Source organism: Paracoccus sigandri (genome assembly GCF_003709565.1).
Taxonomy (GTDB): Bacteria; Pseudomonadota; Alphaproteobacteria; order Rhodobacterales; family Rhodobacteraceae; genus Paracoccus; species Paracoccus siganidrum.
In genome coordinates this window covers 60616-74082 of record NZ_QNRC01000016.1, presented here as the reverse complement: position 1 = coordinate 74082, position 13467 = coordinate 60616, and the positions used below count along the sequence as shown (strand labels likewise).

General features: G+C 68.4%; 15 protein-coding genes, 1 pseudogene and 1 riboswitch. Of the genes and pseudogenes, 11 read left to right on the top strand and 5 right to left on the bottom strand.

Annotated elements, in window-relative coordinates:
• The first annotated feature begins 26 nt into the window (after nucleotides 1-26).
• From C9E82_RS15130 to C9E82_RS15110, 5 genes are all read left to right on the top strand, one after another.
• A complete protein-coding gene (locus C9E82_RS15130) occupies nucleotides 27-1040 on the top strand; it encodes a DUF6925 family protein (protein WP_119897033.1) in 1014 nt (337 codons plus the stop codon).
• Nucleotides 1024-1374, top strand: coding sequence for a DUF1636 family protein (locus C9E82_RS15125; RefSeq protein ID WP_170162005.1), 351 nt, complete (start codon nucleotides 1024-1026; stop codon nucleotides 1372-1374). Before C9E82_RS15130 ends, C9E82_RS15125 begins: the two co-directional genes overlap by 17 nt.
• 28 nt (nucleotides 1375-1402) lie before the next feature.
• A riboswitch (cobalamin riboswitch) is annotated at nucleotides 1403-1599 on the top strand.
• A gap of 34 nt (nucleotides 1600-1633) precedes the next feature.
• Nucleotides 1634-1804 (top strand): CbtB domain-containing protein, encoded by a 171-nt coding sequence (locus tag C9E82_RS15120; protein ID WP_119897035.1) that lies wholly within the window; start codon nucleotides 1634-1636, stop codon nucleotides 1802-1804.
• A gap of 1 nt (nucleotide 1805) precedes the next feature.
• Nucleotides 1806-2546, top strand: coding sequence for a CbtA family protein (locus C9E82_RS15115; RefSeq protein WP_119897036.1), 741 nt, complete (start codon nucleotides 1806-1808; stop codon nucleotides 2544-2546).
• A 208-nt stretch (nucleotides 2547-2754) separates the two neighbouring features.
• A complete protein-coding gene (locus C9E82_RS15110) occupies nucleotides 2755-3384 on the top strand; it encodes a lytic transglycosylase domain-containing protein (protein ID WP_119897037.1) in 630 nt (209 codons plus the stop codon).
• A 93-nt stretch (nucleotides 3385-3477) separates the two neighbouring features.
• On the opposite strand, the gene C9E82_RS15105 is transcribed toward C9E82_RS15110, so the two are convergent.
• The 3 genes from C9E82_RS15105 to C9E82_RS15095 all read right to left on the bottom strand — a co-directional run bounded on the left by C9E82_RS15105 (nucleotide 3478) and on the right by C9E82_RS15095 (nucleotide 6199).
• The gene (locus tag C9E82_RS15105; protein WP_119897038.1) at nucleotides 3478-4767 is read right to left on the bottom strand and encodes a homoserine dehydrogenase; all 1290 of its coding nucleotides are present in this window, start codon (nucleotides 4765-4767) and stop codon (nucleotides 3478-3480) included.
• 178 nt (nucleotides 4768-4945) lie between these two features.
• Nucleotides 4946-5485, bottom strand: a complete 540-nt coding sequence (locus C9E82_RS15100) for a hypothetical protein (RefSeq protein ID WP_119897039.1) — start codon at nucleotides 5483-5485, stop codon at nucleotides 4946-4948.
• A gap of 63 nt (nucleotides 5486-5548) precedes the next feature.
• Entirely contained in the window at nucleotides 5549-6199 is a 651-nt protein-coding gene (locus C9E82_RS15095) for a histidine phosphotransferase family protein (RefSeq protein WP_119897040.1), read from the bottom strand.
• Nucleotides 6200-6257: 58 nt separating this feature from the next.
• Between C9E82_RS15095 and C9E82_RS15090 the strand changes: the two genes are divergently transcribed.
• The 6 genes and pseudogenes from C9E82_RS15090 to C9E82_RS15065 form a co-directional block, all read left to right on the top strand.
• Nucleotides 6258-6437: a DUF3553 domain-containing protein gene (locus tag C9E82_RS15090; protein WP_119897041.1), complete on the top strand. Its 180-nt coding sequence runs from the start codon at nucleotides 6258-6260 to the stop codon at nucleotides 6435-6437.
• Between the two features lie 161 nt (nucleotides 6438-6598).
• Nucleotides 6599-7381, top strand: a complete 783-nt coding sequence (gene olsB / locus C9E82_RS15085) for an L-ornithine N(alpha)-acyltransferase (protein WP_119897042.1) — start codon at nucleotides 6599-6601, stop codon at nucleotides 7379-7381.
• Nucleotides 7378-8235, top strand: coding sequence for a lyso-ornithine lipid O-acyltransferase (gene olsA, locus C9E82_RS15080; RefSeq protein WP_119897043.1), 858 nt, complete (start codon nucleotides 7378-7380; stop codon nucleotides 8233-8235). Before olsB ends, olsA begins: the two co-directional genes overlap by 4 nt.
• A 75-nt stretch (nucleotides 8236-8310) precedes the next feature.
• On the top strand, nucleotides 8311-10575 hold the full coding sequence (locus C9E82_RS15075; RefSeq protein ID WP_119897044.1) for an adenosylcobalamin-dependent ribonucleoside-diphosphate reductase: 2265 nt from the start codon (nucleotides 8311-8313) through the stop codon (nucleotides 10573-10575).
• Nucleotides 10576-11039: 464 nt separating this feature from the next.
• Nucleotides 11040-12062 carry an AAA family ATPase gene (locus C9E82_RS15070; RefSeq protein WP_119897045.1) on the top strand — a complete coding sequence of 341 codons (1023 nt, stop codon included), beginning with the start codon at nucleotides 11040-11042 and terminating at the stop codon, nucleotides 12060-12062.
• A pseudogene (locus C9E82_RS15065) lies at nucleotides 12037-12305 on the top strand (transposase); the annotation flags it as partial. The gene C9E82_RS15070 and the pseudogene C9E82_RS15065, both read left to right, overlap by 26 nt.
• Nucleotides 12306-12811: 506 nt before the next feature.
• On the opposite strand, the gene C9E82_RS25295 reads toward C9E82_RS15065, so the two are convergent.
• Together C9E82_RS25295 and C9E82_RS15060 are read right to left on the bottom strand one after the other, a co-directional pair.
• Nucleotides 12812-12934 (bottom strand): hypothetical protein, encoded by a 123-nt coding sequence (locus tag C9E82_RS25295; protein WP_276312073.1) that lies wholly within the window; start codon nucleotides 12932-12934, stop codon nucleotides 12812-12814.
• A 6-nt stretch (nucleotides 12935-12940) separates the two neighbouring features.
• A complete protein-coding gene (locus tag C9E82_RS15060) occupies nucleotides 12941-13462 on the bottom strand; it encodes a cell wall hydrolase (RefSeq protein WP_119897046.1) in 522 nt (173 codons plus the stop codon).
• Nucleotides 13463-13467 lie beyond the last annotated feature (5 nt).

The window sequence follows — 13467 nt, the reverse complement described above, 5'->3', positions numbered from 1 at the left end:
CAAGGCTCGACGCATCGGAGAAGGCCATGCCGCATGATGACCCGACCAGGTTCCTGACCGAGGCCCTGACCCAGCCCGAGACCGGCTGGTCGATGGGCTCTTTCGGGGCGATCTGCGAATTTCACCATGTCGCGGGCGACCCCGTCCCGCAGCGGCTGCCGGGCTGCGCCGTCGTCACCGCCCGCGGCGGGCTGCGGCTGGACGACATCGCGGCGATCCGCCCCGTCGCCTGGGAGGCGCTGAGCCCGCGCCTGCATCGCTGGCAGCAGGGCATCTCGCTCTGCGTCGAGGCGGGGCGGGCGCCGATGGCCCGGCGCGACGTGCTGACCGAGCTTGGCCCCGACGAGGGCGCCCTGCGCGAGGCCGATCGCGGCGCCATCCTGTTCGACATGGGACTGGCCCAGCCGCAGGTGGATTTCTGCATCCGCAGCCGGGATCCCGACCTGATCGCGCTGCTGCGGGCCGAGGCCGGAAAGCCGCTGGCCGATCCCGATTGCCGCGCCATGCCCGCGATCCTCAAGGCCCATCCGCATCGCGTGGCGCTGACCCGGATCGGCCGGGTCGAGGTGTTCCAGAAGATCGGCGGGCCCGATACCGGCGGCGTCTCTCCGGTCGGGCCGCATTCGCATGTGCTGCCCAGGCTCTTGCGCGCGGGCCGCAGCCATTCCGCCAACACGCCGATCCCCGACGGGCTGGTCCCGGTCGCCGGCCTGCATCCGCCCAGCCCGGTCATGGACCCCTTGGGCGCGGATCGCGATTTCGACCCCGCCGCCTTCGCCGCCTTCCAGCGGTTGCTGGCGCTGTGGGGCGATCCGGCGCATGGCGACCTGAAGGCCGAGACCTGGTATGCGCTGGCGGCGGGCGACGGCCCCGACCGGCTTGCCGCGCCGCAGGACCGCTTCTCGCGCATCGCGCTGCGGGTGGCGCTGCGCCAGGCCGCGCGCCGCGACGGCCCGTCCGAGCTGCTGTCGCGCTGGCGCGCCGCCTTCGACCGCGCGAGCCCGGCCGAGGCCGAGGACGATGATGCGCCCGGACATTGAGAACGGGGCCGGGCAGGGCGCCACCGTCTTCGTCTGCCGGGAGTGTCCCGGCGGGGCGGACCGGCTGGAGCGGGTCAGGCGCGCGCTGTCCGGGACGGGCTGCGACACGCGCCCGTCATCCTGCCTGTCGGGCTGCCGCAGCGGCGCCTCGGTCGCGATCCGGGCGCCGGGGCGGATGGCTTGGCTCCTCGGCCCCGTGACCGAGGATGACATGGCCCATCTACCTGAATTCATGCGGCTTTACCGCGCCGCCCCGCAGGGCGCGATCACCGATGCCCGTTCGCTGGGAACGCTGCGCCTGCGGGTGCTGGCGCGGATCCCGGCCCTGCCGTAACCGCTTGACCGGCTTCGGCCCCGCTGTCACAGTGGGCCCCGCGCATGGCGCTGCCGGACAGCCCCGGCAGACAGGGAACATGGCAGGCCCCGGCCTGAACCAGACCGCCCCCGCGACTGTGAGCATCGAGCTTTCGGGACAAGCCACTGTGGCGGCTCGCCATGGGAAGGGTCCCGCAAGCGATGACATGCGAGTCAGGAGACCGGCCCTGCGCATCGGTTCCAATCCGCCGTCGGGGATGACGGCAAGGAGGTTTGATATGGCCACACTTACCCGCAGCGCAGGCGCGGATACGGTCTCGGCGGCGAATATCGCCGTCGTGGCGCTGCTCGGCGCGGTGCTGATCTTCGTCGCCGGCCTGGCGCAGTCCGAAACGCTGCACGACGCCGCCCATGACGTCCGGCACGCGACCGGCTTCCCCTGCCACTGAGATGCTGTCGAAATTGCTGACCAGCGCGCTGATCGCTGGTGCTGCCGCGGGGCTGATTGCCGCCCTGCTGCAGCTTGTCTTCGTGCAGCCCGTCCTGCTCCATGCCGAGCTTTACGAGGGCGGCGAGCGCACGCATTTCGCCGCCGCCTCGGACCACCACCATGGCGAGGAGCCCGACCCCGAAGCCGCACCGGCCGATCACGACCATGCCGCGGCCGGCCACGACGCCCCCGGCATCGGCTTCGAGGCCGGGCGCGACGGCCTGTCGATCCTGTTCTCGATGCTCGTCTATGCGGGCTATGGCCTGCTGCTGGTGGCGCTGATGGCACTGACCGAGAATCGCGGCCACCGGATCGCCCCGCGCGAAGGCTTGCTGTGGGGCCTGGCCGGCTTCATCGGCGTGCAGCTGGCCCCGGCCTTCGGGCTGGCGCCGGAACTGCCCGGCATGGCGGCGGCGGATATCGGTGCGCGCGCGCTCTGGTGGGTGGCGACGGTGGTGCTGACATGCGCGGCGCTGTGGCTGATCGCCTTCGGCAATGGCTGGGGCGCATGGGCGCTGGCGATCGTGATGGCGCTGGCGCCGCATCTGGTCGGCGCCCCCCATCCGGCCGAATTCACCGGCCCGACCCCGCCCGAGCTGGCCGCCCAGTTCGCCGGCCGCGCCCTGGGCGCCGGGCTGGTCGCCTGGACGCTGCTGGGCCTCTTCGCCGCCAGCCTGTGGTCGCGCGCGCGATCGGCCTGACGCCCGCACGTGCAAGCACGCCCCGCGCGGCCCATCGCCGCGCGGGGCCTCCTGCTTTCCGGGCGGCGAAAGAAGATCCCCTGCGGCCAGGAATGGGCGGATTTCCGCCGATCCCGATGGCTGCCGCGAGGGCAAAAACCCCTTCGCTGGTGATGCCGGGGATTTTCTGTATAGTTCCGCCCAAAAACAAGGATACGAGGGCGGAGTCATGAGGATCGTTCCGAAGCTGAAGGTTGCGCTCTGCGCGACGCTGATCGCAGCGGTTGCCGCACCGGTTTCGGCCCAGGGGCTTCGGCTTTCGGGCTCATCCAGCAAATCGCGCAGCGAACAGTTCGAACGCCAGACGCGGCTGATGGATTCGCGGCTGGCGGCGCAATACCAGCGCTCGGCGCGGCTGCAGCCCGGCGGCGATCGCAACGCCAGCACGGCCGGCAATATCGAGCTTTCGGCCAATATCCCGGCCTATCGCGGCCGGCGCAGCGAATTTCTGCCCCATGCCCGCGCGGCGGCGCAGCGCCACGGCATCCCCGAGGACCTGTTCCTGCGCCTCGTGCAGCAGGAATCGGGCTGGAACCCGCGCGCCGTCTCGCACAAGGGCGCGACCGGTCTGGCGCAGCTGATGCCCGGCACGGCGGCAAAGCTGGGCGTCAACCCCCACGACCCGCTGCAGAACCTGGACGGCGGCGCGCGCTACCTGCGGATGATGTACAACCAGTTCGGCAACTGGCGGCTGGCGCTTGCCGCCTATAACGCCGGCCCCGGCGCGGTCCAGAAACACGGCGGCATCCCGCCCTATCGCGAGACGATGAACTACGTCCGCATCATCCACGGCAGCTGAACCGCACAAGCCGCTTTCATCTTGGCGCAAATATCCTCGGGGGGTGAATTGCGCCGCAGGCGCAAGAGGGGGCGCGAGCGCCCCCTTTCTTGGTCAGACCTCCTCGATGCGCAGCTCGACCGGTTCGCCGACCAGCACGCCGGTCTTCGGCAGCGCCTCGATGGCGAAATCGATCGCCTCGGGCGTGGTCTTGTCGGTGACGATCAGCACCGGCACGCTGGCCCCGTCGGGATGGCCGTATTGCCGCATCCGGTCGATCGAGATGCCGGCATCGCTCAGCACGGTGGCGACCTTGGCCAGCGCGCCCGGCTTGTCCAGAAGCTCGATCCGCAGGTAATAGGCGGCCGGCACCGCGGTCCGGGCGGGGCGGGCATCGGTCAGCCCGGCGGCGGGCTGGCCGAAGACCGACAGCCGGACGCCGCGGGCGATCTCGACGATATCCGACATGACCGAGCTGGCGGTCGGACCCTCGCCCGCGCCGGCGCCGCGCAGCACGATCTGGCCCACGCTGTCGCCCTCGATCACCACCATGTTGGTGCCGCCCATCAGCTGCCCAAGCGGGCTGTCGGCGGGCACCAGGCAGGGCGACATGCGCTGCTCCAGCCCGCGCGGCGTGGTCTGCGCGACACCCAGAAGCTTGATCCGATAGCCCATGTCGGCGGCGCGGCGGATGTCGTCGATGCTGACCCGCTCGATCCCCTCGATCTCGACCGCGTCGAAATTCACCCGGGTGCCGAAGGCGATCGAGGACAGGATGGCCAGCTTGTGGCCGGCGTCGATCCCGCCCACGTCCAGCGTCGGGTCGGCCTCCAGATAGCCCAGCTGCCGCGCCTCCTCGAAGACCGCGTCATAGGGCAGCCCGGCGCTTTCCATCCGCGTCAGGATATAGTTGCAGGTGCCGTTCATCACCCCCATGACGCGGGTGATGCCGTTGCCCGCCAGCGATTCCGTCATCGTCTTGATGACCGGGATGCCGCCCGCCACCGCGGCCTCGAAACGGATCACCCGGCCCAGGCTCTCGGCCAGCTCGGCCAGCTCCTGGCCATGCATCGCCAGCAGCGCCTTGTTCGCCGTCACCACGTCCTTGCCCGCGCGCAGCGCCGCCTCGATGCTGGCCTTTGCGACGCCGCCCTCGCCGCCGATCAGCTCGACATAGACATCCACGTCCTCGGCCCGCGCCACCGCCATCGGGTCCTCTTCCCAGCGATAGGGCGACAGGTCGGCATCGCGGTTCTTCATCCGGTCCCGCGCGCTGACCGCGGTGATCGCCACCGAACGGCCCGAGCGCCGCGCCAGCAGCTCGGCATGTTTCTGGACGATCTTGACGACACCGATCCCGACGGTGCCAAGCCCGGCGATGCCCAGGCGGAGGGGGGACGACATGAAAGCCTCTCGTCTTGGATTTGACGGGTGTTAGCGCGCCGCCGCCCGCGTTGCAACGCCCGCCTTTCACGCCCCCGTCAGCCCGGTCGTCCGGCCCTTTCATCTTGGCCCAAATATCCTCGGGGGGTGAATTGCGCCGCAGGCGCAAGAGGGGGCGCGAGCGCCCCCTTCCTTCGCCCTATGCCGGCTCGTCTCCGGCCGGCGCGGCGTCATGCCCGGCCCATTCGCCGGCGATCCCCGTCGCGCGCATGATCGACACCACCCGCCGCGCCACCTTCAGCGTCTCGGCATGGATCGCGTGGACATCGGCGGCGCCCATCTCGTCGGGATGGCGTTCGCCGCGGGTGTTGATGAAGGTCGGAAACCAGCGGCCCGGCTGGCTGCCCGGCCGCCACGAGGCATGGCACAGCAGGTTGCGCTTCAGCCGGATGTCGTCCAGCGCCTCGGCCAGGATGTGGCGGTCCTCGATCCGCGCCTGCCGCATCGCCGCCCCGAAGCTGTCGATCAGCGTTCCCAGCGTGTCGTCGGCGATCTCCTCCATGCGGCGCAGCCATTTCTCCAGCGCCTCGTCGCTGGCATCCTCGCCAAGCCCCTGCCGCGTCAGCGAGAAGATCGCCCGCTTCAGGGCTTCCTCCAGGAAGCCGAAGGCGGATACGGCGTGGCCGATGGCGGCGGCCATCTCGTCGGACAGGCGGTCGGGTGCGCGGGGCAGGCTCATGGCGCTGTTCTAGCGCCGCCCAAGGGGGCTGTCTGCCCCCTTTTCAAGCGGCGGCACGGGGCGTCAGATGCGGATCTCGGCGCCGCTCTCGTCCAGCTCCCATTGCAGGCGCCGCCCGGCGGCGGGGGCGGCCTCGGCCAGCAGCGCGAAATGGATCTCGGAGGGGCCGGGGGCGCGGGCAGCTGCGGGGCGGTCCGTGTCCAGCCAGGACCACAGCGCCGCGTCGGGCTTCATCCGCTCGCTCTCCGCCACCAGCCGCCAGCCGGGGGCGGTATGGACCGCAAGGATCCGCCCGCCCCAGGGCATCGCGGTTTCCAGGCACATCAGCGCCAGCATCACCAGCCGGATCTCGGGGCGCGCGAAATCGCCCTCGGCCTCCAGCCGGACCTCGATCCGGCCCTGGGCGGAAAATGTCGCGGCCAGCCGGTCAAGCTCGGCCCGGCCGATGCGCTGGTCGCGGGGGGCATGGCCGAAGGCCAGCCGGAAGGCCTGGATCCGCTGCTGCGCGGCCTGGACGGATTCGGCGATCAGCCGCAGTTCGGGGCTTTGCGCCAGGCCCGGAAACTCGGGCGACATCTGCAGAAGCTCGACCCCGTTGCCGATGGCGCCAAGCGGGGAAACCAGGTCGTGGCACAGGCGCGAGCCGACCAGGGCGGCCAGCTGGTCGGCAGCGATGCGCGCGGGCGCGGTGGGTGCGGTTGTCTGGGGGATCATCGGAGCATACCTTTTAACCATGAACGGACGTGTTAACCATGAATGGACGGGCCGAGAGATGAACGAGATACTGGAGCCCGGAATGATCGTGCGTCACCCCGGCGCACCCGAATGGGGCGAGGGGCAGGTGCAGTCGCGGATCGGCGACCGGATCACCGTCAATTTCACCGAGGCGGGCAAGCGCGTGATCGACGGCAGCCGGGTGACGCTGAGCATCGTGCGTCGGGACGAACTATAGGCACTGGGCAACAGGAACATGGCCGCAGGATGCAATCATGGATTGTTTTAATCAATGATTTTCAACCGGCCAGCGGCCCTGCGGCGGCACGACCTGTTGCAATGAAGTGTCGCCCCGCCTAGACAGGCGGCGCCCCACTCGCCAACCTTCCCGCAGGCCGCATGCGAACAGACCCGTCCTATTTCGACATCCGCATCGCGCAGAGCGAGGACGACCTGCTGGCCGCGCAGCGCCTGCGCTATCGCGTCTTCGTCGAGGAGCTGGGCGGGGACGGGGCGCTGGTCGATCACGAGAAGCGCTTCGAGCGGGACGAGTTCGACCCGGTCGTGGACCATCTGTGCCTGATCGACCGCCGCCGCTCGCGCGAGGATCTGGACCATGTCGTCGGCGTCTACCGGCTGCTGCCGGGCGTCCGGGCAGCGCGTTTCGGGCGTTTCTATTGCGACGGCGAATACGACCTGGCGCCGCTGAGGAACTGCGGCCGCCCGTTGCTGGAACTGGGCCGCTCCTGCGTCGATCCGGCCTTTCGCGGTGGCTCGGGGATGTTTCTTCTGTGGAACGCGCTGGCCGATTACGTGCTGGACCACGGGATCGAGCTGCTGTTCGGCGTGGCCAGCTTCCACGGCACCGACATTCCGACGCTGGCGCCCTCGCTGTCCTGGCTGCATCACCACCACCTGGCGCCCGAGGGCCTGCGCCCCGTCGCCCGGCCGCAGGGCTATCAGCGCATGGACCTGATCGCGCCCGAGCGGCTGGACCGGCGCGAGGCGATGATCGGGATGCCCGCGCTGATCAAGGCCTATCTGCGGCTGGGCGGGCTGGTGGGCGAGGGGGCCTTCATCGACCGCGATTTCAACACCACCGACGTGTTCCTGCTGATGGATACCGCCGCCATGTCCGACAAGCACCGCAAGTTCTACGAAAGCCGCTGGCAGGGGCAATGAGCGACCAGCGCCCCCTGCGCGAGGCGACCTGGCGGGGCGAGGCCACGCCCGTCCTGCCGCGCCCGCGGGGCATCGCCGGCTGGTGGCGGGTGCTGCGGCGCGGGGTGCCTGCGGTGCTGGTGCTGCTGGCCGGCGTCCTCCTGATCCTGCCCATGCGCGGTCTCGAGCGCCTGGTCCACGGCGCGCGCCGTCCCTGGACCGGCCCGCATGTGCAGCTGGTCTGCCGCCTGACCCTGGCCGCCATGGGCATCCGCTGGCGGCGAGAAGGCCGGCCGATGGACGGCCCCGGCGCGGTCGTCGCCAACCATTCCAGCTGGCTGGACATCCTGACCATGAATGCCGCGATGCCGGTCTTCTTCGTTTCCAAGGCCGAGGTCGCGGGCTGGCCCGGCATCAATATCCTGACCCGCGTCACCAACACCCATTTCGTGGTCCGCGACCCGCGACTTGCCCGCCAGCAGGCCGAGGAATTCGCCGCCCGCATCCGCGCCGGGCACCGGCTGCTGTTCTTCCCCGAGGGCACCTCCAGCGACGGGCGCCGGGTGCTGCCCTTCAAGCCGACGCTGTTCCAGGGCTTCCTGGACCCCGGCCTGCCCCGGGACCTGGCGATCCAGCCGATGAGCGTGACCTATCACGCGCCGCCCGGCGCGGACCCGCGCTTCTACGGCTGGTGGGACGACATGGAACTGGGCGCCCATCTGCTGACGGTGCTGTCGGCGCCGCGCCAGGGCGACGTGGTGGTGCGGCTGCATACGCCCGTGCCCGTCGCCGGACACAGCCGCAAGACCCTGGCCGCGCAGACCGAGGCCGAGGTGCGCGCGGGCTTTCTGGCGGATCTTGCGCCCCCCGGCTGAGCGCCCGCCCTTTGACGGGACCCCCTCCGACCCCATATCCTGTATCCGCCAGCCGATCTGCGGAAGGATATGCCCATGAGCCGCTTTGCCGCCCCGATCGCCGAACAGATCTGGGACATGAAATACCGGCTGAAGGATGCCGGAGGCCAGCCGCTGGACCTGACGGTCGAGGACAGCTGGCGCCGGGTGGCGCGCGAGCTGGCCTCGGTCGAACCCGATCCGGCGCTGTGGGAGGACCGCTTCTACGCCGCGCTCGAGGATTTCAGGTTCCTGCCCGCCGGGCGCATCCTTGCCGGCGCCGGGACCGGCCGCGCGGTCACGCTGTTCAACTGCTTCGTCATGGGCACCATCGAGGACAGCATGGCCGGCATCTTCGAGGCGCTGAAGGAAGCCGCACTGACCATGCAGCAGGGCGGCGGCATCGGCTATGACTTCAGCACCATCCGCCCGAAGGGGGCCGAGGTCAGCTCGATCGCCGCCGACGCCTCGGGGCCGCTTTCCTTCATGGATGTCTGGGACGCGATGTGCCGGACGATCATGTCGGCGGGATCGCGGCGCGGCGCGATGATGGCCACGATGCGCTGCGACCATCCCGATATCGAGGCCTTCATCGAGGCCAAGCAGGACAGCGCCCGGCTGCGCATGTTCAACCTGTCGGTTCTGGTGACGGACGCCTTCATGGAGGCGGTGAAGGCGGATGGCCCGTGGGAGCTGCAATTCGGCGGCAAGGTCTATCACACGGTCCAGGCGCGCGACCTGTGGAACCGGATCATGCGCGCGACCTATGACTATGCCGAGCCGGGGGTGATCTTCATCGACCGGATCAACCAGCTGAACAACCTGCATTACGCCGAGACGATTTCGGCCACCAATCCCTGCGGCGAACAGCCCCTGCCGCCCTATGGCGCCTGCCTGCTGGGCTCGGTCAACCTGGCGCGGCTGGTCGCGGATCCGTTCACCGATGCGGCGCGGCTGGACGAGGCGGGGCTGGACGAACTGGTCCGCGTCGCGGTGCGGATGATGGACAACGTGGTGGACGTCTCGCGCTTCGCCCTGCCGCAGCAGGCGGCCGAGGCGCGCGCGAAACGCCGCCTCGGCCTGGGCGTGACCGGGCTGGCCGATGCGCTGATGATGCTGGGCCTGCGCTATGGCGTGCCCGAGGCGGTCGCGCAGACGCGGGCCTGGATGAAGACCATCGCCCGCTCCGCCTATCTGGCCAGCGTGGACCTGGCGCGCGAGAAGGGCTCTTTCCCGCTGTTCGATGCCGATGAGTTCCTGAAATCGGGCTTCATGCAGCGGATGGATGCGGATCTGCGCGACGCCGTGGCCCGGCACGGCATCCGCAACGCGCTGCTGACCTCGATCGCGCCCACCGGCACGATCAGCCTCTATGCCGGCAATGTCAGTTCCGGGATCGAGCCGGTCTTCGCCCATGCCTACAGCCGCAAGGTGCTGCAGAAGGACGGCTCGCGCACCGAGGAAGAGGTGGTCGACTATGCCGTGCAGCTGTGGCGCGAGCGGCATGGCGACGCGCCCCTGCCGGATCATTTCGTCAATGCCCAGACCCTGGCGCCCCGCGATCACGTCGCGATGCAGGCGGCGGCGCAGGAATGGGTGGACAGCTCGATCTCGAAGACCATCAACTGCCCCGAGGACATATCCTTCGAGGATTTCAAGGATGTCTACCTGGCCGCCTGGAACCTGGGCTGCAAGGGCTGCACCACCTATCGCCCGAACGACGTGACCGGCAGCGTGCTGTCGGTCAGCGAGGCGGCCGATGCCGTGCCCCAGGCCGACCGGGGTGCCGACGTGGTCTACCTGACCGAGCCGCTGGACCGCCCCGCCGCGCTGGAGGGCGCGACCTACAAGCTGAAATGGCCCGCCAGCGAACATGCGATCTACATCACCATCAACGATATCGTGCAGGCCGGCCACCGCCGCCCCTTCGAGATCTTCATCAATTCGAAGAACATGGAGCATTACGCCTGGACGGTGGCGCTGACGCGGATGATCTCGGCCGTGTTCCGCCGCGGCGGCGATGTCAGCTTCGTGGTCGAGGAGCTGAAGGCGGTCTTCGATCCGCGCGGCGGCGCCTGGATGGCTGGGCGCTATGTCCCCTCGATCCTTGCCGCCATCGGCGGCGTGATCGAGCGCCACATGATCGAGATCGGCTTCCTGGAGGGCGAGGGCATGGGCCTGAAGACCGACCCCAAGGCGACGGCGCTGGCCATCGGCGACCAGCCCCGCGGCCCCGCCTGTCCCAGCTGCGGCCAGTTCGGGCTGCAGATGATCGAGGGCTGCATGACCTGCCCCAGCTGCGGCTATTCGGAATGCGGCTAAGCGCGGGCGGCCGGTTGTGCAGCCAATCATAAAATGACCCTTGCACGGTGTTTTTGACCCTTCCTGCAAGCATAAAATGACCCTTGGAAAATCCTGGTCTGGTTTTTCCGTTTAAAGTCAATTCAGTATGGAATCGCTTGCCTGCAGGCCTTGCCGCCGTTTTCTGCATCGCCGATGTGCCGCCGCCCCCGTTGACCGACAGGGTGTCGCTGAGCATGGTCGCGACATGCCCTCCGGTCTGGCGGCCAAGCAGTAGCTCCCCGCGCGCTCTGGACCTCACCAGTTCCTATCCTCTTGGCCGGGAAAGCACCGCTTTCCCGAACGGGATGGCCTTGTCTCTGGAAGGAGCTCCACCATGCCTGGCGGCTTCGTCCTGCACAGCTGAACCCAACCCTGTCCTGCCTCACCGCACGGCCGGCTGACTCCCGGTCGATGACCGAGCATGGCCGAAAGAACCCCCGCCCATGTCCCGTATTCCGTTCCTCCTCGTCCGAACCTTCGATCCCGCGGAAACGCTCGCCTCCCTCGAAGAACGCTTTCTCCGGCATTTGGGCAAACTGCGTGGCGTTGACCCGTTCGCCGATAACGAAGCCTGGGAGCACACCGAGCCGGAAACTGAAGATCCTCCCATGATCCGTATTGCCGATCAGCACCGGATTCGCGAGCGAATCAAGTGCATCCTGGTGGTGCGAAGCGCGATCAGCGGATTCGGTCGCCAGAAAGCCGAGGACCGCGCCCGCCTGGAAAAGCTGCACGACGGTGTCCGCCTTGTCGGCATCACCTCGGAGGCCCATGCTGACGAGGTCGCTGCCCGGTTGCACGGCGAATTCCCCCGGCTCGGCGCGGCCTCGGAGTCCGTCTGGTGGTCGCTGCGCCGATCGGTCCGCGACGGCCTTCCCGGCGTCAGATTGGAGCCGCTGCTCCTGGACGGTCCACCTGGAATTGGCAAATCGGCCTGGTCGCGCCATCTGGCGAAACTGCTCGGCACGCCGATCACGGAGATCGATGCAACGAACGAAAGCGCCAGCTTCGGCATCGTCGGTTCGCAACGCGGTGGGGGCAATTCGGCCCCGGGTCGGGTGCTTTCCGACATGCTGCAGCACAGGGTCGGCAACCCGCTCGTGGTGGTCGACGAGATCGAGAAGTCAGGCACCCCCGTATACTCGAAGGATCGCGTCTTCGATCTTCCCTCCGCCCTGCTGCCGCTGCTCGAGCCCGCGACGGCCAGGCGCTGGACCTGTCCCTACCACGAGTTGCCCTTCGACATGGGCTGGATTGGTTGGGTGCTGACCTCGAATGACGCCTCCTTGCTGCCGGAACCCCTGTGGAGCCGCTGCCCGCCCCTGCGGCTGCATAACCCTACAATCCCCGAACTTGTGGTCTTCGCCCGGCGCGAGGTGACCTGCCATGGGATTTTTCCTCCACCGTCGATTAGAGCCCTCCCCCACGTGAGGACGGAGAATGAAGCGAACGCGATTCACGGATGAGCAGATCATTGGCATCCTAGCCTAACACGAGGTAGGTGCGAAGTGCGCGGACCTATGTCGTAAACACGGCGTGTCGGAAGGCACCTTCTACAAATGGAAGGCCAAGTTTGGCGGCTTGTTGGTGTCGGAGGCTAAGCGGCTGAAGGCGCTCAAGGAGAGAACGCGAAGCTGAAGAAGCTCCTCGCCGAGCAGATGCTGGATCTGGTCGCGATGAAGAATCTGGTCTCAGAAATGTATGGTCCGCCCCGCGGTTGCAAGATTGTCGTGCGTGGCCGTCCGGCTTGCGTAAATGTATCCGGCCTCTGATCAGTTAGCCGCTTTTGGCGGCAAGGCCTTGATGAGATCCGCGCCTCGGATTTCAGATGAGTGGTGCGGGATCGGGTCCCGCTTTCTTGCGCGTAGCTTACCCGAGGTCGATCAACCGTTTGGTCATCACTTTTCACTGCAATCGGTTCTGCGGTCGTCCGGTCAGCTCAAAACTGCCCCCTTCGACTGCAGATAGACGGTGCCGGGCTTCGTCAAGATTGCCCAGACGATCCGGGCCAACTTGCTGGCCAAGACGACGACGGCCTTGTTGCGATGGGTTCCAACGTCCTCTCTTGGGCCTGCAGCCTACGTCATGGAGGAGCACTTTTCAGGGGGCAGACCAGTCGATGGCCCGGGACCCGAGGGTCCCTGTCGATCGAAAACCGACCAGGATGCGCCATGACGCCCGGCGGGCGTGGCCATGGGGCGAGCTGGGGTGGCCTTCAGGCAGGGGCGATGCAGCTGATCAGGCCCGCGCCATGGGCATGGCATTCGGTATCGGATGACGGCGTCGCGCAGGCGCAGGGCAGGGGAAGCGAGGCGGCAAGCAGCAGGGCGCGGATCATCGGGCCTCAGCGGTTGGCGCGTTCGATCGGCGGCGGCGGGACGCGCTGGGTGACCAGGTGGCTCTTGCGCTTCTCGTAGAAGGCGTTGCCGCCCGCCACCAGCACGTAATGCATGTTGTCATAGGGGAAGGTGTAGCCGTTGGTGTGGAAGAACATCGCGTTCTCGATCCGGGGCTGGCGTTCGCCGCGCAGCACCGCGATCGCGGCCTCGCGGACATCGGGCAGGGCGCTGGAATCCATCGGCCGGGTCAATACGCCGGGGGCGAACTGCCCCCTCTGGCCCACCACCCCGCAGACGGTGTCGGGGAACTGCTCGGATTCGACGCGGTTCATGACCACGGTGCCGACGGCGATCATGCCGGCGCGGCTGGAGCGGTTGGCCTCGAAGAAGATCGCCCGCTCCATACAGTTCAGATCCTGGGGCGAATAGGGGCGCGGCGCGGAGGAGGGGGCCGAACACCCCGTCAGCGCAAGAAGCGCAACGGTGACGGTCGCGGCAAGCCGCGTTCTCGATGCCTGGATTGTCATAGGCT